The sequence below is a fragment of the Oceanobacillus indicireducens genome (genome assembly GCF_014647195.1).
Lineage (GTDB): Bacteria > Bacillota > Bacilli > Bacillales > Amphibacillaceae > Oceanobacillus > Oceanobacillus indicireducens.
Map to the genome: position 1 here is coordinate 15,238 of NZ_BMOS01000012.1, position 21,302 is coordinate 36,539.

General features: G+C 40.2%; 21 protein-coding genes, 2 tRNA genes and 1 pseudogene. 3 read left to right on the plus strand and 21 right to left on the minus strand.

Annotated elements, in window-relative coordinates:
• The 10 genes from IEX94_RS19765 to IEX94_RS09900 all read right to left on the minus strand — a co-directional run.
• A partial coding sequence (locus IEX94_RS19765; protein WP_229782660.1) for a trigger factor family protein occupies positions 1 to 307 on the minus strand: 307 nt, incomplete at its 3' end.
• 380 nt (positions 308 to 687) lie between these two features.
• Positions 688 to 1,656, minus strand: a complete 969-nt coding sequence (locus tag IEX94_RS09860) for a tetratricopeptide repeat protein (RefSeq protein WP_156858021.1) — start codon at positions 1,654 to 1,656, stop codon at positions 688 to 690.
• A gap of 412 nt (positions 1,657 to 2,068) precedes the next feature.
• A tRNA-Arg gene (locus tag IEX94_RS09865) sits at positions 2,069 to 2,142 on the minus strand.
• Position 2,143: 1 nt separating this feature from the next.
• A tRNA-Gly gene (locus IEX94_RS09870) sits at positions 2,144 to 2,217 on the minus strand.
• Positions 2,218 to 2,531: 314 nt separating this feature from the next.
• On the minus strand, positions 2,532 to 3,047 hold the full coding sequence (locus IEX94_RS09875; protein ID WP_156858022.1) for a metallophosphoesterase: 516 nt from the start codon (positions 3,045 to 3,047) through the stop codon (positions 2,532 to 2,534).
• Positions 3,048 to 3,099: 52 nt separating this feature from the next.
• A complete protein-coding gene (locus IEX94_RS09880) occupies positions 3,100 to 3,693 on the minus strand; it encodes an XTP/dITP diphosphatase (RefSeq protein ID WP_156858023.1) in 594 nt (197 codons plus the stop codon).
• Positions 3,694 to 4,461, minus strand: a complete 768-nt coding sequence (gene rph / locus IEX94_RS09885; RefSeq protein WP_188857039.1) for a ribonuclease PH — start codon at positions 4,459 to 4,461, stop codon at positions 3,694 to 3,696.
• 226 nt (positions 4,462 to 4,687) lie between these two features.
• A complete protein-coding gene (locus IEX94_RS09890) occupies positions 4,688 to 5,767 on the minus strand; it encodes a GerMN domain-containing protein (RefSeq protein WP_156858025.1) in 1,080 nt (359 codons plus the stop codon).
• A gap of 156 nt (positions 5,768 to 5,923) precedes the next feature.
• Positions 5,924 to 6,739 (minus strand): glutamate racemase, encoded by an 816-nt coding sequence (gene racE / locus IEX94_RS09895; protein WP_156858026.1) that lies wholly within the window; start codon positions 6,737 to 6,739, stop codon positions 5,924 to 5,926.
• A gap of 21 nt (positions 6,740 to 6,760) precedes the next feature.
• Positions 6,761 to 7,216 carry a MarR family winged helix-turn-helix transcriptional regulator gene (locus IEX94_RS09900; RefSeq protein WP_156858027.1) on the minus strand — a complete coding sequence of 152 codons (456 nt, stop codon included), beginning with the start codon at positions 7,214 to 7,216 and terminating at the stop codon, positions 6,761 to 6,763.
• A gap of 222 nt (positions 7,217 to 7,438) precedes the next feature.
• Between IEX94_RS09900 and IEX94_RS09905 the strand changes: the two genes are divergently transcribed.
• Positions 7,439 to 7,663 carry a helix-turn-helix domain-containing protein gene (locus IEX94_RS09905; RefSeq protein ID WP_156857869.1) on the plus strand — a complete coding sequence of 75 codons (225 nt, stop codon included), beginning with the start codon at positions 7,439 to 7,441 and terminating at the stop codon, positions 7,661 to 7,663.
• A gap of 126 nt (positions 7,664 to 7,789) precedes the next feature.
• Positions 7,790 to 7,942 (plus strand): annotated as a pseudogene (locus IEX94_RS19770) (carboxymuconolactone decarboxylase family protein); the annotation flags it as partial.
• Between the two features lie 88 nt (positions 7,943 to 8,030).
• Here the strand turns inward: IEX94_RS19770 and IEX94_RS09910 are convergent.
• The 4 genes from IEX94_RS09910 to IEX94_RS09925 all read right to left on the minus strand — a co-directional run bounded on the left by IEX94_RS09910 (position 8,031) and on the right by IEX94_RS09925 (position 11,881).
• Positions 8,031 to 8,486 (minus strand): acyl-CoA thioesterase, encoded by a 456-nt coding sequence (locus IEX94_RS09910; protein WP_156857868.1) that lies wholly within the window; start codon positions 8,484 to 8,486, stop codon positions 8,031 to 8,033.
• A 211-nt stretch (positions 8,487 to 8,697) separates the two neighbouring features.
• Positions 8,698 to 9,462: a succinate dehydrogenase iron-sulfur subunit gene (sdhB, locus tag IEX94_RS09915; protein WP_156857867.1), complete on the minus strand. Its 765-nt coding sequence runs from the start codon at positions 9,460 to 9,462 to the stop codon at positions 8,698 to 8,700.
• Between the two features lie 15 nt (positions 9,463 to 9,477).
• Complete coding sequence (sdhA, locus tag IEX94_RS09920) at positions 9,478 to 11,229, minus strand: succinate dehydrogenase flavoprotein subunit (protein ID WP_188857040.1); 1,752 nt, start codon at positions 11,227 to 11,229, stop codon at positions 9,478 to 9,480.
• Between the two features lie 31 nt (positions 11,230 to 11,260).
• Positions 11,261 to 11,881, minus strand: coding sequence for a succinate dehydrogenase cytochrome b558 subunit (locus IEX94_RS09925; RefSeq protein ID WP_156857865.1), 621 nt, complete (start codon positions 11,879 to 11,881; stop codon positions 11,261 to 11,263).
• Between the two features lie 573 nt (positions 11,882 to 12,454).
• Between IEX94_RS09925 and IEX94_RS09930 the strand changes: the two genes are divergently transcribed.
• Entirely contained in the window at positions 12,455 to 12,892 is a 438-nt protein-coding gene (locus IEX94_RS09930) for a YslB family protein (RefSeq protein ID WP_188857041.1), read from the plus strand.
• Between the two features lie 177 nt (positions 12,893 to 13,069).
• Here the strand turns inward: IEX94_RS09930 and uvrC are convergent, their stop codons facing one another.
• From uvrC to IEX94_RS09965, 7 genes are all read right to left on the minus strand, one after another.
• A complete protein-coding gene (gene uvrC, locus IEX94_RS09935) occupies positions 13,070 to 14,887 on the minus strand; it encodes an excinuclease ABC subunit UvrC (RefSeq protein WP_156857863.1) in 1,818 nt (605 codons plus the stop codon).
• An 85-nt stretch (positions 14,888 to 14,972) separates the two neighbouring features.
• Entirely contained in the window at positions 14,973 to 15,287 is a 315-nt protein-coding gene (gene trxA / locus IEX94_RS09940; RefSeq protein WP_156857862.1) for a thioredoxin, read from the minus strand.
• A gap of 302 nt (positions 15,288 to 15,589) precedes the next feature.
• Entirely contained in the window at positions 15,590 to 16,561 is a 972-nt protein-coding gene (locus IEX94_RS09945) for an electron transfer flavoprotein subunit alpha/FixB family protein (RefSeq protein WP_188857042.1), read from the minus strand.
• 29 nt (positions 16,562 to 16,590) lie between these two features.
• Entirely contained in the window at positions 16,591 to 17,364 is a 774-nt protein-coding gene (locus IEX94_RS09950; protein ID WP_156857860.1) for an electron transfer flavoprotein subunit beta/FixA family protein, read from the minus strand.
• Between the two features lie 23 nt (positions 17,365 to 17,387).
• Positions 17,388 to 18,161 (minus strand): enoyl-CoA hydratase, encoded by a 774-nt coding sequence (locus IEX94_RS09955; RefSeq protein ID WP_156857859.1) that lies wholly within the window; start codon positions 18,159 to 18,161, stop codon positions 17,388 to 17,390.
• A 122-nt stretch (positions 18,162 to 18,283) separates the two neighbouring features.
• Positions 18,284 to 18,865 carry a fatty acid metabolism transcriptional regulator FadR gene (fadR, locus tag IEX94_RS09960; protein ID WP_156857858.1) on the minus strand — a complete coding sequence of 194 codons (582 nt, stop codon included), beginning with the start codon at positions 18,863 to 18,865 and terminating at the stop codon, positions 18,284 to 18,286.
• Positions 18,866 to 19,517: 652 nt separating this feature from the next.
• Positions 19,518 to 21,215 carry a long-chain-fatty-acid--CoA ligase gene (locus tag IEX94_RS09965; protein ID WP_188857043.1) on the minus strand — a complete coding sequence of 566 codons (1,698 nt, stop codon included), beginning with the start codon at positions 21,213 to 21,215 and terminating at the stop codon, positions 19,518 to 19,520.
• Positions 21,216 to 21,302: the final 87 nt, after the last annotated feature.

A 21,302-nucleotide genomic window follows, 5' to 3' on the forward strand; every position in this document is an offset into this window, starting at 1 on the left:
CTTTCCCTTTTTCGATTTGTTCGATATCTACACTCGGCTGTTCGATTGGGAAAATATCCGCCTCGTCAACTGCTTTTGAGTAAGCTTCTGGTAATACGATATCTACTGCATCCTGATAAAGGGATTCTACTCCGAAACGCTTTTCAAATAATCCACGCGGAACTCTTCCTTTACGGAAACCTGGAAGCTGTACATCTTTTACTACCTTTTTAAATGCTTGATCTAATGCTTGATCAAATTCTTCAGCAGGAACTTCAAATGTTAAAATCCCTTTATTTCCTTCTTGTTTTTCCCATTTCGCTGTCATTATTAATTACCTCCAACATCTATTGTTTAACTTAATAACATTTTTTTAGGGTTCGTTTTCAATTTTTACAACTTAATCATTATACCATAATTGAGAGGTCTTTCAAGCCTTTGTTCCTGTATAAGAAACTATAAATTAAAAATGCTGTGATAACATAGGTGTCAAGGGCCAGCCACGTCCGGCTCCAGCGCCCAGCAACTAGCAAATCTTTCGTAAAAGGGAAGTTCGATTAAGTTCGCCCCGTCCTGGGGCAACATCGAACTACCTCCCGTCCTGGGAGGCACAGTTTGTACGTTGCTACGACGCACAGGATGTGCTAGTACAGGCGTTGCGACAGGACGTCGCGTTTTTAGCCTGTAAGGGCGCTTGCGCCTTTGTTCCTAATCATCAATAATACTTGCATATAATAGATCGGTTGTTTTAATTTCTTGGATATACTTATCTACCTCTGCCTGTTCTGATGTGGACACGGCGATGTTTAAATAGTCATTCCCAATCTGAAATAATGCTTCCGCGATATAAAATGATTCATCAATTGATGGTGTAATCGGATAGAGCGCATAGAGATAATGTTCTAAAAGCGTATTCATCACCTCATATAGTGATGGATTGCTTTGCTCTATTTTCTTAATCTCGGTAGCAATTTCTTTCGCGATTGCACTTTCATTAACCTCCGGCGTCTCACTTGGCGTCATCTTCATCTGAATACCAAACTTATGTACTTCTATTGGTTTTGCTACTCCTAAATTCTTCAACCATAAATAGATGGCTGTTTTGACAAGCGGATGGATATGTTCATTTACAAGCAACGAAATCACTTTCTCATTTGGTTGGATTGTCGTTTTACTGAGTTTGTCAATAAGTCTCCATTGTTCGATATGATTATCTTGGTGAACAGCATCATAGAGTGCATTCAGAAAAACATTCGAACGCTCCAGTTCCACATTCAGCCGCATTTTTTCACTCATCGTGTAGAGCTGTTTAAATGGTTCTTGCAAATGATTTGGTACGTTTCCGCTTTCTAATTCCACAGATACTACATCAATTAATGTATCATACTGATCTGTTTGGAATAATAATGTTAAATAAATATGTATGTATTGATAGTAGTGGGAATCTTTTTCTTCTATTAAAGATTCACAGAGTTCTTGCGCTTCCTTATAACGTTCCAGTTCCATTAAGCAGATTAATTTACCGGTATAAATATCATGATTTTTCACGTCATAGCTTAATAGGTTATCTAATTTTTCTAAAGCATCCTCGAATTTCTTTTCTTTAATTGCTGCAACACTTTCTTCTTCTAACACTTTTTGCCATTTTGGAAACAAAATGATATTCCCAGGTTTCATTTTTCTCAGGTCACCTCCTCCTTTTGTTTCATTTTATATGAGAATGACTTAATAAATAGTTTTACCCTTCCAATTGAATATGAAACATAAAATGAAACTTCATTCAGCGGGAAGTTTACTCTTCTCCGGCGGGATGTAGTTGAATGATCAGGGTGTTAGCATCCATTATCTCCCACCTACATAATTCCCCCACTTAAAGGCAGAAGTTCTATGGACGGTAGCACCGTGGTGAAGAGAAAGAAAAAAAGCAGCTTTTTGCATTCTCTGCTACAGTTTAGTTCCGTTCATCCAATCGAGGAGTTGTTTCATCTGGTTCGAAAGCGCAAGCAAGTAGATAAAAGTATATATATCTTATCATAATACAAAAGAGAAACCTAAAACAAGTTAGGTTTCTCTTTTGCTGTTTGAAAAGCGTCCCAAGTAGGATTCGAACCTACGACCTACAGCTTAGAAGGCTGTTGCTCTATCCAGCTGAGCTATTGGGACATGGAGCGGGTGAAGGGAATCGAACCCTCATCATCAGCTTGGAAGGCTAAGGTTTTACCACTAAACTACACCCGCAGGTTGCTTATTTATTTAGTTTTAAAAATTCATTATGTAAAAGTATGTTTTAGAAGCGAACAAGATTTATTATAGCAGTTTCACATAAAATGTCAATACCTATTTTAAAAGATTTTTGTAACGTACTATTTCTCTTTTCCATTGTACCGCTTCGCATTCTGGAGACGTCTGCAAGTCTCGACATACTAATACAGACGATACGAATGGGTTATAGGCTTTGTAAAATGAGTTATTTGTCCTCACCTCGAAACATCTTACTCTAATTTAAAAAAAGCTCGCCAAGAAACTAAATTCCTTAGCAAGCTATTGAAGCATCAAGTATTCTTCGGATAATCCAACGCTCTATAATGTTCGCCAGTGAGGGTATAAAACTTCACAGCTATATCCTGCTGACCTGTATCCCATTCTAAAATAGCATAAGTTTTCTCTTGCATCCCACCCCTTGGCTGATAGATACTGCCTGGATTAATAAATAGCTGTTCCCCTTCCTGTACAACACCAGCGACATGTGTATGGCCGAAACAAACTACATCGGCATTCGCTTCCCGCGCACGTAATGAAAGTGCGGTTAAACCATAATTCACTTTATGCAGATGCCCGTGAACAATGAGGAAGTTTAAGCCATCAATCTCCATAGTTTGCTCTATCGGATAACGGTTGTCAAAGTCACAGTTCCCTGCTACTTTATAAAAATCTTCCATTGGACCGGAGTCGATATCAAGCTCAGAATCTCCGCAATGGATGAGATAATCAACCTCATGCCTTTCTTTGATTTCCGATAGCTCTTCTGCTAGTCCGTGACTATCACTGACAATTAAAACTTTCGTCATGCTGCATCTCCCTCTCTGTTCGTCCTTTTTCATGTAAAGAGGATGTTTAACCTCAAGTTAGCTTTTCCCAGTTTTTCAATTGTTTTATTGCGTTACTTCGATGGCTTATCTGATTTTTTTCAGCAGAGCTTAATTCTGCCATCGTTTGTTGATATCCATTAGGGATAAACAGTGGATCATAGCCGAAACCATTCGTCCCTTTGGGATTAAGCGCTATCTTCCCTTCACAGACACCCCTGTAAAGCGTTGTTTCTTCACCAGGAACGGCGATTGCAAGTACACAAACAAATCTTGCTGTTCGCTTATCTTGCGGAACTTCCTGCAAATTCTTGAGTAGCTTTTGATTATTTGCTTCATCACTTTTTTCCTCTCCGGCATAACGGGCGGAATAAATTCCCGGAGCACCATGGAGCGCATCAACGACGAGACCGGAGTCGTCTGCTAGAACAGGACGATTCAACAACTCTGCAATTTGCTCCGCTTTAAGTGTCGCATTTTCTGCAAAACTATCCCCAGTCTCTTCAACATCCGGGAGTTGTTCAGCAATTTCCAGCAAGGATTGCACCTTAATACCGTAGGGTTTAAAAAAATCGATAAATTCGTTGACTTTGCCCTTATTTCGAGTTGCGATAATGATTTCTTTCATTTAAATTTCCTCACCCTGCGCCACTTGCCCGCTTCCAATTGATTCTCCAAGCTCCCCCAGTATTTCTTTCTGTAACTCAAATAACTGTTGTAAACCTTCATCAGCCAAATCCAACATGGTAAAGAGCTCATTCTTCGAGAATGTGGCCTCTTCTCCTGTACCTTGGATTTCCACAAATTCACCTGCACCAGTCATTACAATATTCATATCTACATTTGCATCGGCATCTTCCTCATAATTTAAATCAAGAACCGCTTCTCCAGATGATAGTATTCCGACTGATGCCGCTGCTAGATAATCTTTTACAGGCAAGGACTTGATTTGCTTTTTTTCCAGTAAAGTTCCGATCGCGAGTGTCATCGCCACAAAGGCTCCGGTAATGGAAGCAGTTCTGGTCCCACCATCCGCTTGAATGACATCACAATCTACCCATACCGTGCGCTCACCGAACCCTTCTAAATCAACAACGGAACGTAATGCACGTCCAATGAGTCGTTGAATTTCCATCGTTCTCCCCGTGACTTTCCCTTTGGAGGACTCCCGGATATTTCGTTTCTCTGTTGCCCGTGGAAGCATCGCATATTCAGCAGTAATCCAACCTTTCCCTTGCCCTCTCATAAATGGTGGTACTCGGTCTTCAACACTTGCATTACAGATTACTTTTGTATTCCCCACTTCGATCAATACTGAACCTTCAGGATGCATAATATAATCTTTTTCCATTTTAATAGGTCTTAATTCATTTATTTTTCTTCCATCATTTCTCATGTAAAAATCCTCCTCATTCGTCAAATCAAGCTTACCATACTTTTCCCGAAAGAAAAATCATCATTCCTACAAAAGTTGCAGATTAATAATCCACTGTATTTTTATTTTATAGTTTCCCTATGTATGAAATAATGGTTATTAAGGTTGCTCAAAAACTTTAAAAAGTATTTGACATGCTATAAAACAAAAAGAAGCCAGGGCATCCCCCAGCTTCGGAATCCTTTTATTAAAGCTTCTCACTTGGAACAAAGAAGTCCGCAGTAACAGGGTCACTATATGGTTCCCCGTTCTCATTTGCAATAACATCCTTATTCTCCACTTTAATATCCACAGCGTCAATTTCATCTTGTACTGTTAATGTTCGGACAATCGTCTCCATCACTTCGTCGGCAATAACTGCTTCTTCTACATCTTTTAATATCGCTTCGTTAAAGGTGAGTTCCAACACACCCTCCGATAGGACAGGCTCACTCACGAGCATTGCCTCATCATTGAATACATGAGTCACATTTGCCATAAAGCCTGGACCTTCCATTAAAGAAGTGACAATCGCTTCAAACATTTCTTCTTCATTCTCAGCACCTACATATTGAGTAACCGGGATATAATAACGATTCTCCTGATCACTTGCAGGGTAATACATTGTTACTGCCTCGCTATTAATAAAATCAATCGTGTCATTCTGCATAACATTAATTCCATGTGCCTGCGAATAACCTTTCCCAATCGGTGTACCATTTACCGGCATTTCATCCAGTGGATGGCCATTAACCCAAAGTTGAACCCGTTCTACACTATCAAATTGTGTTAAAGTATGTGTAATCGCTTCAAGTATTTTCACTTCATCTTCAGCGGCATACTCTTCAAATTCCTTGGAAAAGTCTACAACCATTGTCCCGTCCTCTAAAAGATTTAAACCAAGTACTTCCGTTCCTGCGGGTAAAACCGCACGAAAACCATTTGGCAGTAGATCCATTACCGGTCCATCATCAACTAGATACTCTAATACTTGGGTTGCAACTTCATTTGAATCAAGCAATGGCAATTCAATTATTTGTGAGGCGACCATGCCGTTTTCATCAATCAAATATAGCTGGCGGGCAATCATATCTGCAGCCTCTTCAGTGTTTTCCTCATCCGCTTCGACGTCCTCTACCTCCGTTTGATCATTGTTTGCTGTATCATTCACTGCTTCTGCATTTTCTGGTGGATCGATTTCAACAGAAGACTGCTCCCCTTGGAAACAGGCTGTCAGTAACAATAATGACGCACATACACCTGGAATTAATAATCGACTCGCTTTCATGCAATACCTCCCTGCGATGGTTTGTACTACAATATATACGAGCTATCATGTGAAAATAGACCATCTTACCGAAAAATAAAATGTTAATACGTAAGTTAAAGATAAAGTGAAACTTCATTCAGTGGGGAATTCCTATTAAAAAAGACTAGCTAGGCGCTAATCTTTTTCAATGACTGCTCGTTTAATTTTAAATTGCTGCTGGATACCACTTTGGAAAATTTTGGTTGCAATACAATTAAATAATTCCATATCCCCTGTAGAATAAATTTCATGTACCTGTTGCACGCCTGATTTATTATGCAAATGTTTAATTTCAAGTATAGCACTTGTTTCCCTTGCTGTTTCTTCACTTGAAGAAATCACCGCAACCTTGTTACCAACTACATCTTGGATCAGCGGTTTTAATAAAGGATAATGCGTGCACCCTAAAATTAATGTATCCATCACATTATCTTCCACTAAAGGTTCTAACGTTGTCTGTACAACTGTTCTTGCTTCCTCACCTGAAAAGACTCCTCTTTCCACTAGTGGCACAAACAATGGACAGGCAAGCGCTTGTACATGAAGTTCTGGATTGATTCGCTTTAACGCCTCCGGATAAGCGCCACTTTTCACTGTACCTTCTGTCCCGATAATGCCAATTTCTTGATTGTTTGTTGCTTTAATCGCTGCTCTTGCCCCCGGATTGATGACACCGATCACCGGAATATTTAATTTATCTTTTAAATCATCAATCGTATAGGCTGTAGCTGTATTACAGGCAATTACAAGCAGCTTAATTTCTTTTTCTAATAAGAAATTCACCATTTCCCAAGTGAATTGCTGAACTTCTTCTTTCGTTCTTGGTCCATATGGGCAGCGTTTCGTATCCCCAAGATAAATTAATTTCTCTCTTGGCAGTTGCCTCATAAGTTCAAGTGCTACGGTCAAACCGCCTACACCTGAATCAATTACTCCTATTGGTCTGTCCACTTTTCGTTCATTCCTTATCTACTATTTCTCATTTACTTGCTTCATTCGATCATACAATGAATCAAGCATTTCATTTAATACTGTTTCTTCTTCCGTGGTAAAGCCGGCGAGAACTTCCCGTAAATATTCCTGACGCTTTTCAATTACTTCATGGATAATCACTTTTCCCTTGTCTAATAAATGAATCCTCACTACCCGTCGATCCTTATTATCCCTGATTCGTTCAACCAGTTCATTCTTCTCCATTCGGTCTACAAGATCGGTCGTTGTGCTAAAAGCAAGACTTATTTTATTTGAAAGCTCTCCAATCGTCAAATCGCCTTCTTCCAATAACCATTGGAGGGCTACAAACTGCGGAGAGGTTATGGGATAGTTATGTAAAATCTTCCTGCCGTTTTGTTTGATCATTCCAGATATATAACGTAATCTTTTTTCAATTTTAACGATGGGTTCTGATGAAGCAATCTCATTCTCCATTCGGCAACCTCCTTACACTCTAATTTCAAATTTGAATAAACACCTTAGACTAGTATACCAAATTTTCATCTGTAGCATAGTAAATATGCTACTTATCTACGGAGTAAAGGCTTTAAAATAGGTCATTTACCACGCACTAAATTCCTTTCCGTTCATAAGCTATAATGACTAAATAATTCCCTTCAAAAAGCAGCTCTATCAAGAGCAAGGAGGGGTTATAATTTGAAGGACAGCAACTATAAACCGAAGCAATTATTAACGAAGCGAGAAAAGGAAGTATTTGAACTGCTTGTACAAGATATGACAACAAAAGAAATAGCCCAGAAACTGTTTATATCGGAAAAAACCGTGAGAAATCACATTTCAAACGCGATGCAGAAACTGGGGGTAAAGGGGCGTTCACAGGCAGTCGTTGAGCTTCTTCGTATGGGAGAACTTAAGCTGTAATTTAGACCGACTTTCATTTAGTGGAAGTCGGTCTAATTTATCAAGCACTAACGGTCTGTAATACCCCCATCTCTAAACATGAGGGAAGCTCAACATGTGAAGGTGGGGGGTATACAGTCCGTAAAATTATCTGTTGGTCTAACACCGGAAGAGATTGTCGGTTGAATTATACATCTCATTCCATATACAGGATTCCCTAGTGTGCTGCATGCACTTTCTGTCGCGAAAAAAGTATTCGCCGAACATGGCTTAACCGTTTCAAACCGTTTCAACTCCTGAAGATTAATATAAGATTGAATCTGTTTTAAAAGATACATAGAGTTTTAAAAAACCGACTTCCTTTTCATAGAAAGTCGGTTTCCTCTATTTAGCGTACATGATTTTTGTCTGCAAGCATTGCTTTCATTTCCTCGGGAATCGCCCAGGCTTTGTTCGTTGTAAAATCCATCATAACGACACGACCTCTTCCCGTTACCGTTATTTCACCTTGATTATTAACCGCCATATAATGTAAGTCCATGGATGTTGTACCGATTGTTTCCACTTTAACATAGAAATCTATCGTTTCATTGAAAAACATTTGCTTGAGATAATTACATTGGAGGTCAGCGACAACAAACCCTCGTTTCTTTTGATCCAAATCCCTAAATGAGCCAAAAGATTGCAAAAACTCAATTCGCGCCTCTTCGAAATAGATGAAAACGGACGTATTATTGACATGACCATATAAATCCGTTTCGGAAAAACGTACCTTTATCGGTATGGAAAAAGAAAATTCGGAACGCCATGTCTCCAAATCATTTATGTAATCTATTCCCTTCATCGCAATGCTCCCCCTTAAATAACGGAATGGTCCTCGCCTACATAGGTAAGGACCATTCGCTTTATTTCATCCCAGTACAATCGTCCGTAAAACTCCCACATCAAAAAGTCTACCAAAGGAGTTTTGATGGAAGTTAACGGGCCCTATACTCCAGTTTGTTCAACTAATAATAAGTGGGGATAAAATACCCCCCGACTTATTAAGTTTCACTTTATAATGTTTTGTCACTGCCAAAGAAGCTTCTGAAGGCGTGCAGATTTGTTGCACGGTTCATTGCTGCAATCGAAGTAGTAAGCGGGATGCCTTTCGGACATACTTGTACACAGTTTTGTGAGTTACCACAGCCGCTGATACCGCCATCCTCCATCAAACCTTCTAATCGATCACTTGCATGCATTGCTCCTGTTGGGTGGGCATTAAATAAGCGCACCTGTGAAAGAGCCGCCGGTCCGATAAAGTCGGATTTGTCGTTAACATTCGGGCAGGCCTCCAAACAAACACCACACGTCATACATTTTGAAAGTTCATACGCCCACTGCCGTTTATTCTCCGGCATTCTTGGACCGGGTCCAAGATCATGCGTTCCGTCAATTGGAACCCAAGCTTTCACTTGTTTCAATGCATCAAACATCCGCTCACGGTCGACAATTAAATCACGTACAACCGGGAAAGTCGACATTGGTGCCAAGCGGATTGGCTGCTCCAACTGGTCAACCAACGCTGCACATGATTGTCTTGCGGTACCATTAATTACCATCGAACAGGCACCACATACCTCCTCTAAACAACTCATCTCCCACATAACCGGTGATGTCTCTTCCCCATTTGCATTCACCGGATTCCGTTGAATTTCCATTAACGCGGAAATAACGTTCATATTCTGACGGTATGGAACATGAAACGTTTCTTCGTAGGGTTCAGAGTCTGGACTGTCTTGACGAGTTATAATAAATGTAACTGTACTTTTTTCAGCCATCTTGTATTCTCCCCCTTAGTGTGTAGTTGTGTAGTCACGTTTACGAGGCTTGATTAATGACACATCAACTTCTTCATAACTAATAATCGGTTCCACATTCTTGCTGTCAAACTCCGCGATTGTTGTCTTCAGGAATTCGTCATCATTACGTTCAGGGAATGCCGGTTTGTAATGTGCTCCGCGGCTTTCATCACGCTTAAAGGCACCAATAGTAATAACACGCGCAAGATGCAACATGCTATCCAGCTGACGCGCAAACATGACTCCTTGGTTACTCCAACGAGAAGTATCATTAATATTGATATTCTTCCAGCGTTCTTGTAACTCCTGAATTTTTTCATCTGTTTGAAGCAGCTTTTCATTTTCTCGTACAACAGTTACGTTGTCCGTCATCCATTCACCTAGCTCTTTATGCAACACATAAGCATTTTCGGTCCCATCCATGCCTAATAGCTCATCGAATTTCGCTTGCTCTTCTCGAGCTTTCTCGTCAAAGAGTTGGTCACTAATGTCTTCTGCATGTTTATCAAGTCCGTCAATATATTCAATCGCTTTCGGGCCTGCAACAGAACCTCCGTAAATTGCGGATAGCAGCGAGTTTGCACCTAGACGGTTCGCACCGTGCTGGGAATAATCAGCCTCTCCCGCTGCAAAAATTCCTGGGATATTTGTCATTTGATTTTCATCAATCCAAAGTCCGCCCATCGAATAGTGAACTGCTGGGAATATCTTCATCGGAACTTTACGCGGATCCTCTCCAACGAACTTTTCATAGATTTCTATAATTCCACCAAGCTTAATATCAAGTTCTTTTGCGTCCTTATGCGAGAGGTCAAGATAAACCATGTTCTCTCCATTAATACCAAGCTTTTGGTTCACACAAACATCAAAGATTTCTCTTGTAGCAATATCACGCGGTACAAGGTTTCCATAAGCTGGATATTTCTCTTCCAGGAAGTACCAAGGCTCCCCGTCTTTATATGTCCAGATTCGTCCACCTTCTCCACGAGCAGATTCACTCATCAAGCGCAATTTATCATCTCCAGGAATTGCTGTCGGGTGAATTTGAATAAATTCTCCGTTTGCATATTTGACTCCCTGTTGATAAAGAATACTTGCAGCTGAACCAGTGTTTATCATCGAGTTCGTTGATTTTCCAAAGATGATACCAGGACCACCTGTTGCGAAAATAGTAGCGTCAGAACGAAATGCTCGAATTTCATGTGATTTAATGTCCTGAGCAACAATTCCCCGACCGACACCTTCTTCGTCGATGATCGCTGAGAGGAATTCCCATCCTTCAAACTTTGTAACAAGTCCCTCTACTTCATAACGACGGACTTGTTCATCCAATGCATATAATAACTGTTGCCCCGTAGTTGCTCCGGCAAATGCAGTACGATGCATTTGTGTACCACCAAAACGTCTGAAGTCTAGCAGGCCTTCTGGTGTACGGTTAAACATAACTCCCATCCGGTCAAACATATGTATAATCCCCGGAGCCGCCTCACACATTGCCTTTACCTGTGGTTGATTAGCTAAAAAGTCTCCACCGTATATCGTGTCATCAAAATGAAGCCATGGTGAGTCTCCCTCACCCTTCGTATTAACCGCTCCATTAATTCCACCTTGAGCACATACAGAGTGAGAACGTTTTACAGGAACAACTGAAAATAAATCAACTTTCACACCTGCTTCTGCTGCTTTGATTGTAGCCATTAATCCTGCTAGACCACCACCAATTACAGCAACTTTACGATTACTCATTTATTTGACTCACTCCTCTAATTACTTACTTTTACACACCATACGCAAACTGAATTAATGTTCTTACACCGATATAGCTGACCGCGATAAAAATGAAGAGTGCTACATATGTCAACACACGCTGCGATTTCGGTGATTGCGTAATACCCCATGTTACAAAGAAGCTCCACAGACCATTAGCGAAGTGGAATACAGCTGAAACTACACCGATTATGTAGAACCAGAACATAAATGGACTGGAAAGAATTCCTTCCATTAAGCTGTAGTTTACTTCAGCATTTCCAAGTCCAATCTGGACGCGTGTTTCCCATACGTGCCATGCAATGAATACTAATGTAATAATTCCTGTCCAGCGTTGCAGCTTGAACATCCAGTTGCGGAAGAATCCATATTTCGCTACGTTATTCTTTGCAGTAAATGCTATGTATACCCCTAATACTGCATGATAAAGAATCGGCAGGTAGATCACAAAGATTTCCAGTAATATGACAAATGGAAGCCCTCCCATAAAACCTGCTGCTTTATTGAAGCTTTCTTCTCCATACACGGCAAAGTGGTTAATTATTAAGTGCTGGACTAAGAATATTCCGATTGGAACAACACCTAGTAAAGAATGTAACCTTCTCCAGTAAAAATCACGTTGCCCCGCCATGTTTTTCCCCCCTTGTAGGTTAATAATTTCATATTTAGTTATCATTTTAGTTTAATAGGTTCTACTTATTTCTACATGAACCTCTAAAATGATACAAAATTGTAACACTTTTATTGTACTTCTTAGTTTATAAACCGTCAAGAAAACGATTTTATTTCTAACAATTTCGAAGTAAGCAGCTTGGACCTTCCAAAAACTCCCATAGTTTAATTATACCAAACTTAAAATAATTTGCGTTTAAAAAAGACTCAGTAAGGAATCCGAAGACGATGAGCCTTCTCAGGAAACGCTTTTCTTTCGAGGCAGACTAAGAATGCACGCTCTCGTATATGGCAACGTCTGCATTAGCACGTCCGATGTGTCGGGTCTTAGCGCGAATCTCGCAGAAAGCGTAATACGGTAGCAGACATCCTAATTTAAGGAGAACTATCGTAACTGCGGACTCGCAGCAGCACGTAATTATCCTAACTCCAGTTATGACTGGTTCGCTGTATTTATGTATTGTATAATAAATAAAAGTCTATTTATGATAGTTTAGTATATTGACAGTCTATGATGGAAAGGGTGACAGAAATGAGTAAGCAGCTGACGACGATCCCGATTTCTCAACTTGAAGAATTACAGACATCCGGTGCAGGGTTTGATATCCTTCGTTATCTCGCGCTTCCTGATCTATTAGGCAACGAGGCACCTACATTGCTTTATTTCATGGGGAAAAATCTTGCAAGGAAATTTGAAATAAATTCTATAGATGATATTACATATATCTTTGAAATGTTAGGTATCGGCAAAATGGAACTCGTAAAAGAAAAAAAACAGGAGAAAATATTTCATCTTCTCTCTGACTCGGTCGTATTGCGCTTAAAAGGTCCACTAGAAGCAGATTTCCGTTTGGAAGCAGGCTTTCTAGCGGAAGCTGTACAAATGATTGATGGAATAGAATGTGAATGCAAAGAAGAGATTAATCGCCGCATCCATCAAATCCAATTCACTGTGTTTTACACAAATTAAAAATACGCACTGTTTCTTCGTACTGTTATACGAGAGCAGTGCGTATTTTCATAGTGGTGCAACCTCCCTGCCAACAGGGAAATTTATTAAGTTATACAGCCAGAAGATAACGGACTAACGCCATAATTCACGAAAGCAAATTTCATGGGAAAAGAGCTCTTTGAATGAAGATCTGTATTATGAATTCGTTTTTTCTTCCGTTTCTTCTTTCTCCTGTGCATCTATTTCATTTAAATGATTGATGATCTCTTGGGCCGTGTTCGATGGAATTCCCAGTTTAGTAATATCTGTGACCGACGCTTTTTTCAGCTCCGTGATTGATTTAAAATGTCGGAGCAATAACTTTTTCCGTTTTTCACCGACACCTGGAATACCATCAAGAGAAGATTGGAATAATCCCTTACTGCGCAGATTCCTGTGAAACGTAATTGCGAACCGGTGCACTTCATCTTGAATCCGTTGGACAAGATAAAATTCATGAGATTGTCGCTCAAGTGGAACAATCATTGGCGGCGAGCCATAGAGTAGTTCACTTGTCTTATGTCTTTCATCTTTTATTAAACCGGCTATTGGTATATCAAGGCCTAATTCATTTTCGAGCACATCCGTCGCCGCGCTTATTTGGCCTTTTCCACCATCAACAATGATCAAGTCAGGCAGTGGTAGATTTTCCTTAAGTACGCGCGTATACCTTCTTCGGATTACTTCACGCATCGTTTCATAGTCATCAGGACCATCAACTGTTCGAATTTTATATTTGCGGTAATCCTTTTTACTTGGCCGACCATCTACAAAAGCTATCATCGCGGAAACTGGATCTGTGCCTTGGATATTCGAGTTATCAAAGGCTTCAATGCGATAAGGCGTTTCAATATTAAGAATCTCACCAAGCTTCTCTGTTGCGATAATCGTCCGTTCTTCATCCCTTTCAATTAAAAGAAACTTCTCATTTAAGGCGATCGTTGCATTCTTCATCGCTAATTCAACAAGTTCTTTCTTCCTGCCACGGAAAGGGGTATGTGCCTGGACTTCCAACAACTTACTGATCAATTCGTTATTTGTACCAATTGGCATTAGAATTTCTTTCGGTTTCAAATGATTTTGGTGTAAATAAAATCTTCCAATAAAACTAGTGAACGCCTCTTCTGGATCATCATAAAAAGGAAAAGTTGTTACATTCCGTTCAATCAACTTACCTTGGCGCATGAAGAATACCTGAATACACATCCAGCCTTTATCGTAACTGTACCCGAATATGTCACGATCCGTTTTATCGGCCATTGTCATTTTCTGTTTCTCCATGACAACATCGATATGCTGAATTTGATCTCGCAGTTCTTTCGCCCTTTCAAAGTTCAGCGCTTCACTCGCTTCATACATTTTCTCTGTTAAATTCCCTTTAATCTCCTGGTAACCACCTTGCAAAAACGAGCTCACTTCTTGAACGATTTTGGCATATTCCTCTTCAGTCGGCGGTGTTTTACTACATGCTTTACATTGGTTCAAGTGATAATATAAACACGGCCTACCTGATGGATTATTGCATTTACGCAAAGGGTAAATTCGATCGAGCAGTTTCTTCGTTTCCCGTGCTGCAATAACATTCGGGTACGGACCGAAATATTTCCCTTTATCCTTTTTAATTTTTCTCGTAATCAATAGACGGGGATGTCTTTCAGCTGTGATTTTTAAATAGGGGTAGGATTTGTCGTCTTTTAACATGACGTTATATTTCGGATCATATTTTTTTATTAAATTCATTTCTAAAATGAGTGCTTCTAATTCTGAAGAAGTGACAAAATACTCGAAGTCGACGATTTCTTGAACCAATCGTTGGGTTTTCTGATCATTAGCTCCTGTAAAATAAGAACGGACACGATTACGCAATTTTTTAGATTTACCGACATAAATGATCGTTCCCTGCTTATCTTTCATCAGGTAACAACCTGGATTTGCCGGGAGTATTTCCAGCTTCCTTTTAATGATGTTATTCATGACAATCATTCCTTTAAGTTTAGAAAATCCCTTGTTATGAAAACAACAAGGGATTTCGGTTCTCTACTATATAATTTTACATGAATTAGAGATGTTTGTTAATTAATTCGGTTAGTGCTTCTTTCGGCTGGAAGCCAATTGCTTGGTCAACTACATCCCCATCTTTCAGTAGTAATAGTGTTGGGATGCTCATGACACCAAATTTACTTGCAGTTTCTTGGTTATCATCGACGTCTAATTTAACAATTTTTACATCATCGGACATTTCTCCGTCAATTTCCTCTAATACTGGAGCAATCATTTTACAAGGTCCGCACCATGGTGCCCAAAAATCAACGAGAACTAAACCTTCAGCGGTTGCCTCAGCAAAATTTTGATCTGTTACATGTTCAATTGCCATTAACATTTCCTCCTTTTGATAAAAACGAAACTTCATTCAGTGGAGCTTTTGGCCATCTCCAACTGAATGCTAGATGAGCTAATCAGGGTGGTAGCGTCCAGTATGACCCGCCTAAATAAATTCGGCTAACCTCTCTATATTTAAGGCAGATGTTTTAGGAACGATTGCACCGTGATCATTCAACCTACTTAAATAGAAGTATAACACCCTTATTATTTACTTCCTAGCTTTTTGCTTATTCGTTTTTAAAAAAATTGAAAGAAAGAACCGGGACAAGAAACATGTCCCGGCTAATTTTCACATTATACTTTAACCGTTTTAATTTCTTCAATAAGTAATGGTATCACTTCAAATAAGTCTCCTACAATTCCGTAGTCGGCGATATTAAATATGTTTGCTTCTGGATCTTTATTAATCGCTACGATGACTTTCGAGTTTGACATCCCCGCCAAATGTTGGATTGCTCCGGATATACCAACTGCAATATAAAGGTCCGGAGTAACGACTTTACCGGTTTGCCCGATTTGAAGAGAGTAATCACAGTATTCCGCGTCACATGCCCCACGGGACGCTCCTACCGCGCCACCAAGGACATCCGCAAGTTCATATAATATGTCAAATCCTTCCGCACTCTTGACACCACGTCCGCCTGCGATAACGACGCTTGCTTCGGACAAGTCTACCCCTTCGCTTGCTTTTCGGACAACGTCTTTGATAACGGTACGAATATCAGCTACTTCCACTTCTTTTGCTGTTATATCACCAGTCCTTGCTTCATCACGTTCAAGCTTTGCGATGTTATTTGGACGGATCGTTACAAAAGTTAGACCATCTGTAATAATTTTCTTTTCGAAGGCTTTACCAGAATAAATTGGTCGAACATACTCTACTCGGTCGCCGTTTGTTTCAATTGCCACAACGTCGGAAACTAATCCAGTATCCAACTTGGTAGCGAGCTTCGGTGTCAAATCCTTCCCAATGGATGTATGTCCCATTACGATGCCATCTGGAGATTCATCATTTATTACCGTCAGCACGGCTTGACCATAACCTTCTGAGGTATAGTTTTCTAATTTTTCATGCGCTATAGTAACAACGCGATCTGCGCCATAATAAATCAGCTCTTGGGCTTGCTCTTCCAGATTTTCTTTTCCTAAAACGATGCCGACGATCTCAGCATCCGCATGGATTGCCTTCGCTGCTGCAACCGCTTCAAATGATACGTTACGTAAAGCACCGTCTCTACCTTCTGCAATTACTAGTAATTTACTCATTCTTCTTCCCCTCTCTCTATCCTTTTCGCTTAAAGTACTTTCTTTTCATTTCTCAGCAATGTGACAAGTTCTTTCACTTGATCCTGGATCTCTCCTTCCAGAACCCTCCCCGCTTCTTTTTCAGGTGGTAGGAATACTTCAACTGTCTTCGTTTTCGGTTCAATATCGTCTTCATCTACATCAAGATCATCCAGTTCTAATTCTTCAAGCGGCTTTTTCTTCGCCTTCATAATTCCTGGAAGAGATGGGTAACGTGGTTCGTTTAAACCTTGCTGACAAGTAACGAGGAGAGGTAAGGTCGTTTCAACCGTCTCTACATCTCCTTCCACATCCTTTTCAATCCGAACGTTATCCCCGTCAATCGATAGATCTGTAATTGTTGTAACGTATGGGATGCCTAAAGCTTCTGCAAGACGCGGACCAACTTGGCCACTCGCCTCATCAATCGCAACATTTCCTGCTAATATTAAGTCCACTTCTTTATCTTCAAAAAACGCTTCCAAAATTTTGGCTGTTGTATATTGGTCTCCCTCATCCAAATCATCTTCTGTATTGATGAGGACGGCTTTATCTGCTCCCATTGCGAGGGCAGTTCGTAATTGTTTTTCAGAGTCTTCATCCCCGATTGTAATCACGGTTACTTCCCCTCCGTGCTCATCCCGCTGTTTAATTGCTTCCTCCACAGCGTACTCATCATAAGGATTAATGATGAATTCTGCACCCTCCTCATCGATTCTTCCATCATCCAGATTAATTTTTTCTTCTGTATCAAAGGTCTTTTTTAATAGTACATAAATATCCATCTTGCTTCCTCCTCTTATACTTTTTATTTATCTTTAAAATTAGGTTTTCTCTTTTCAATAAATGCTTGAATGCCTTCTTTTGCATCTTCGGAGCCAAATACAGTTCCGAAGGCCTCTGCTTCAGCTTCCATACCAGCTATGAATTTATCGGAGCGGGTGTAATTTACAAGTTTCATAACCTGGTTAATTGTTGGCTTACTTTTTCCAGCTATTTTTTCCCCAAGCTTTCTAGCTTCTTCCAAGACACTCTCGTCAGACACTGCCCGATTAGCAAGTCCAAACGTTACCGCATCACGGCCGGAAATCGGCTCCCCTGATAATATCATTTCATATGCTTTAGCAGTTCCGACGTAGCGCGGTAAACGCTGAGTCCCAGCAAAACCAGGAATAATACCTAGATTGAGCTCTGGTAGACCGAGCTTTGCATTTTCCCCGACAATCCGGATATGGCATGCCATCGCAAGTTCTAAACCTCCACCTAATGCTGCACCGTGGATTGCTGCAATAACAGGGACCCGGAATTCTTCCAACCTTTGAAACACTTTCTGCCCATTTTTAGCAAGCTCTTCATAATCTGAATGCGCTTGCAAAGAAGTGAATTCTTTAATGTCAGCACCAGCCGAGAAAAATTTGCCCTCCCCGTGAATAACAATCGCTTTCACATTGTCGCCCTCTTCAATTTCCCCAAGGAACACATCTAAATCCTTTATTAATTGACTAGACAATGCATTAGCTGGTGGACTTTGAATCGTTAAGTATGCCACTTGATTTTCCACTTTTTTTACAATCGTGGTCAATATGATCCCCCCTCTATATTCTCTATCTTAATCGATAAACGATTATTTTGAAAATAATAACTCGAATAATAATGTATCATCCTATTTTTTTATTCGAGTTATTATCGTTAAACGGCGTTTTATTAAGCCTTCAAACCATTTGTTAAAAATTTGTGTACCTCATCCACCTGATCGACTAAAGTAAATTTCCTATCCTTCATCACCCAATTCGTCACTACTTCGTCAAGCGTTCCGAAAATCATTTGCCGGATGAGTGCTGGATTGATATCGCTACGGAATTGTTTGTCTTTCATCCCTTCTTCAATAACTTCATCAATGACACGTAAATAGGCCTTTAACACATTATTGATTTGTAATCGCAAAGAGTAATTGGATTGTCTTAATTCTAGTTGGGTGACGATAGCGAGATCAGGATTTTCTTCCAATTGACTAAAGTGCATTTCTATTAAAACTTTCAATTTATCATTGGCATTAGCTTGCTCACTCGTTGCCTTGGCAATCTTGTCTATAAATTGCCCCATTTTCTCTTCAAAAACGGAAACGAGCACATCTTCTTTATTCTTAAAATATAGGTAAATCGTTCCATCGGCTACGCCTGCTTCTTTCGCGATTTTTGAAACTTGTGATGCATGATAACCATTTTCTGCAATTACTTTAACTGCAGCTTCGATAATCTGTTGGTATTTTGGCTTATTGCTCTTCATTGTTTTCTCCTTAACATGTTTCTAGCTTTTCATTCATATAAAATCAAAGACAATTACTTTCATTCAGCGTAAGTGTAACCTTCTCCTGGAGGTCCGCAGTCCAGACACCTCTCTCTTTCCGCAGGCGGCTGGTGAGCCTCCTCGTACGCTTTGCGTACTGCGGGGTCTCACCTATGCCTTTCCTCCTGCAGGAGTCTCAAGGTGTCTGGACTGCTCCGAGGGGAAAGCCAAATGTGGAACACTATTTTTCATTTTAGGAATAGAACGCTGATCTTAGGGTGATAATTTCCATTCATAATAATCATCCCTACCAGTTCAGTTTCCCGGAGGACGGTGACTCCTGCGGGAAATCGGAGACGATGAGACCCCGCAGGAAGTGCTTTTCTTCCGAGGAGGCTCAGCGCGGAGCCCGCGGAAAGCATCCGTCCGCCGGGAAACTGAACGGCGATTAGAGCGCTAAATTAAATAAACGAGCAAAACACTTACGCTGAATGAAAGTGGTTAGCTAATCTTTAAGTTCTCAAAATTGTGCCTAGCTGATTTAGGGCGTGATTGCTGTATAAAAAATGGAATTATGAATGACTGTTCATTCATAATTCCATTTTATTCGTTTACCTGTTAAGTGTCAATGTTTTTGCAAAGATTTCTTGAATTATACTGGTTCGATTTGTTCGTCTTGCTGTTTGACCTCTTCATCAACTAGTTGCCTTCTGAGAATTTTACCAACTATGGTTTTTGGGAGTTCTTTACGGAATTCGTACCTGCGAGGGACTTTGTAGGCTGCAAGATTATCACGACAGAACCTATTCAGGTCTTCTTCTGTCGCTTGCTTCCCTTCTTTAAGAACGATGAATGCTTTAACCGTTTCGCCGCGATACGGATCAGGTACACCCACTACTGCACATTCTTGGATGGCCGGATGTTCATAGAGGACTTCCTCGACTTCCCGTGGGTAAATATTATAACCGCCAGCTATAATCATATCCTTCTTCCGGTCAACAATATAAAAGTAACCGTTTTCATCCTCGTAACCCATATCACCTGTATAAAACCAACCGTCACGGAGGGCGTTGGCTGTTTCTTCTTCATTTTTCCAGTAACCGACCATCACTTGTGGTCCTTTTACAGCCAACTCACCGACTTCACCAATTTCTACTTCTTCATCTGTACCGGTCTTAACAATTTTAACATCGGTATCAGGCCACGGGAGACCGATACTACCATTTATCCGATTTCCCCAAATGGGGTTAGCGTGGGTTACTGGGGATGTTTCAGTCAACCCATAACCTTCAACTAACCTTCCACCAGTAAGTCTTTCAAATTGCTCTTGCACTTCAAGCGGAAGTGGTGCAGAACCACTTAGGCACGCTCTAATTGAGGATAAATCATACTTCTCAATATCAGGGTGATTAATCAAGCCGATATAAATCGTTGGTGCACCAGGAAATAAGGTAGGCTTTTGTTTATCAATCACTTTCAAGACATCTTCTGGATTAAATTTCGGCATCAGAATGATTTTCGACGCTTGCTTTACACCGAAATTCATTACTGTCGTCATGCCATATACATGAAAGAATGGAAGTACTGCAAGAACGACTTCTTTCCCTTGCTCAGCCTTATAAAGCCAAGCTTCACACATTTGTAAATTAGCAACTAAGTTATAATGGGTAAGCATGACGCCTTTCGGATAGCCCGTTGTTCCACCGGTATACTGCAGGAGAGCAAGATCCTCCTTAGGATTGATTTTGACTTTTTTATATTCGGCTTTAGCGGTCTTCATTATACTTTCCCATACGTGGGTATCCGGACTCTGCTCTACTTTCACTACCATGTTGTACTCGCGCTTCTGTATAAATGGATAAATCAAGTTTTTCGGAAATGGCAAATAATCTTTGATGCCGGTTACAATCTTATGCTCTAAATTTGTTTTCTCTTGTACATTGCTTACCCTTGGCACGAGTATGTCTAGACAAACTATCACTTTTGCATCAGAGTCGGCTATCTGGTACTCGAGCTCTCTCTCTGTATAAAGCGGATTTGTCTGTACAACAACCCCCCCTGCCATCAGGATACCATAATAACTAATTACAGCCTGCGGGCAATTCGGGAGCATAATTGCAACTCTATCACCTTTTTTTAATTTAAGGGACTGTAAATAATTCGCGAATTGCTTTGCTTGTGTATACAACTCTTGATAGGTCAACTCTTTCCCCATGAAATAAAGCGCTTTCTTTTCTGGGTAGCGAGAAGCACTTTCCGCGAGATAGGAATCTAACGGCTTCTCATCATATTGGATGCTGGGCGGTATTTCTTCCGGATAATGAGCATACCAATTTTTTGTTGCTTCCATTTTATCTCCTCCTTTTTCTCTATTATAATCATTATATCGATTAATTTCTATTTTTAGAAATTTTATTTATCTAAATCAGGATATTTT

Bases quoted from the DNA above. Each gene is read 5' to 3' on its own strand.
- IEX94_RS09930 (WP_188857041.1), top strand. From the start codon at position 12,455: ATGAGTAAGCAGCTGACGACGATCCCGATTTCTCAACTTGAAGAATTA.
- IEX94_RS09925 (WP_156857865.1), bottom strand. From the start codon at position 11,881: ATGGCGGGGCAACGTGATTTTTACTGGAGAAGGTTACATTCTTTACTA.
- IEX94_RS09910 (WP_156857868.1), bottom strand. From the start codon at position 8,486: ATGAAGGGAATAGATTACATAAATGATTTGGAGACATGGCGTTCCGAA.
- IEX94_RS09890 (WP_156858025.1), bottom strand. From the start codon at position 5,767: ATGAAAGCGAGTCGATTATTAATTCCAGGTGTATGTGCGTCATTATTG.
- sdhA (WP_188857040.1), bottom strand. From the start codon at position 11,229: ATGAGTAATCGTAAAGTTGCTGTAATTGGTGGTGGTCTAGCAGGATTA.
- trxA (WP_156857862.1), bottom strand. From the start codon at position 15,287: ATGGCAATTGAACATGTAACAGATCAAAATTTTGCTGAGGCAACCGCT.
- sdhB (WP_156857867.1), bottom strand. From the start codon at position 9,462: ATGGCTGAAAAAAGTACAGTTACATTTATTATAACTCGTCAAGACAGT.
- IEX94_RS09875 (WP_156858022.1), bottom strand. From the start codon at position 3,047: ATGACGAAAGTTTTAATTGTCAGTGATAGTCACGGACTAGCAGAAGAG.
- IEX94_RS09965 (WP_188857043.1), bottom strand. From the start codon at position 21,215: ATGGAAGCAACAAAAAATTGGTATGCTCATTATCCGGAAGAAATACCG.
- fadR (WP_156857858.1), bottom strand. From the start codon at position 18,865: ATGAAGAGCAATAAGCCAAAATACCAACAGATTATCGAAGCTGCAGTT.
- IEX94_RS09950 (WP_156857860.1), bottom strand. From the start codon at position 17,364: ATGGATATTTATGTACTATTAAAAAAGACCTTTGATACAGAAGAAAAA.
- IEX94_RS09880 (WP_156858023.1), bottom strand. From the start codon at position 3,693: ATGAAAGAAATCATTATCGCAACTCGAAATAAGGGCAAAGTCAACGAA.
- IEX94_RS09900 (WP_156858027.1), bottom strand. From the start codon at position 7,216: ATGGAGAATGAGATTGCTTCATCAGAACCCATCGTTAAAATTGAAAAA.
- IEX94_RS09945 (WP_188857042.1), bottom strand. From the start codon at position 16,561: ATGAGTAAATTACTAGTAATTGCAGAAGGTAGAGACGGTGCTTTACGT.
- rph (WP_188857039.1), bottom strand. From the start codon at position 4,461: ATGAGAAATGATGGAAGAAAAATAAATGAATTAAGACCTATTAAAATG.
- uvrC (WP_156857863.1), bottom strand. From the start codon at position 14,887: ATGAATAACATCATTAAAAGGAAGCTGGAAATACTCCCGGCAAATCCA.
- IEX94_RS09860 (WP_156858021.1), bottom strand. From the start codon at position 1,656: ATGAAACCTGGGAATATCATTTTGTTTCCAAAATGGCAAAAAGTGTTA.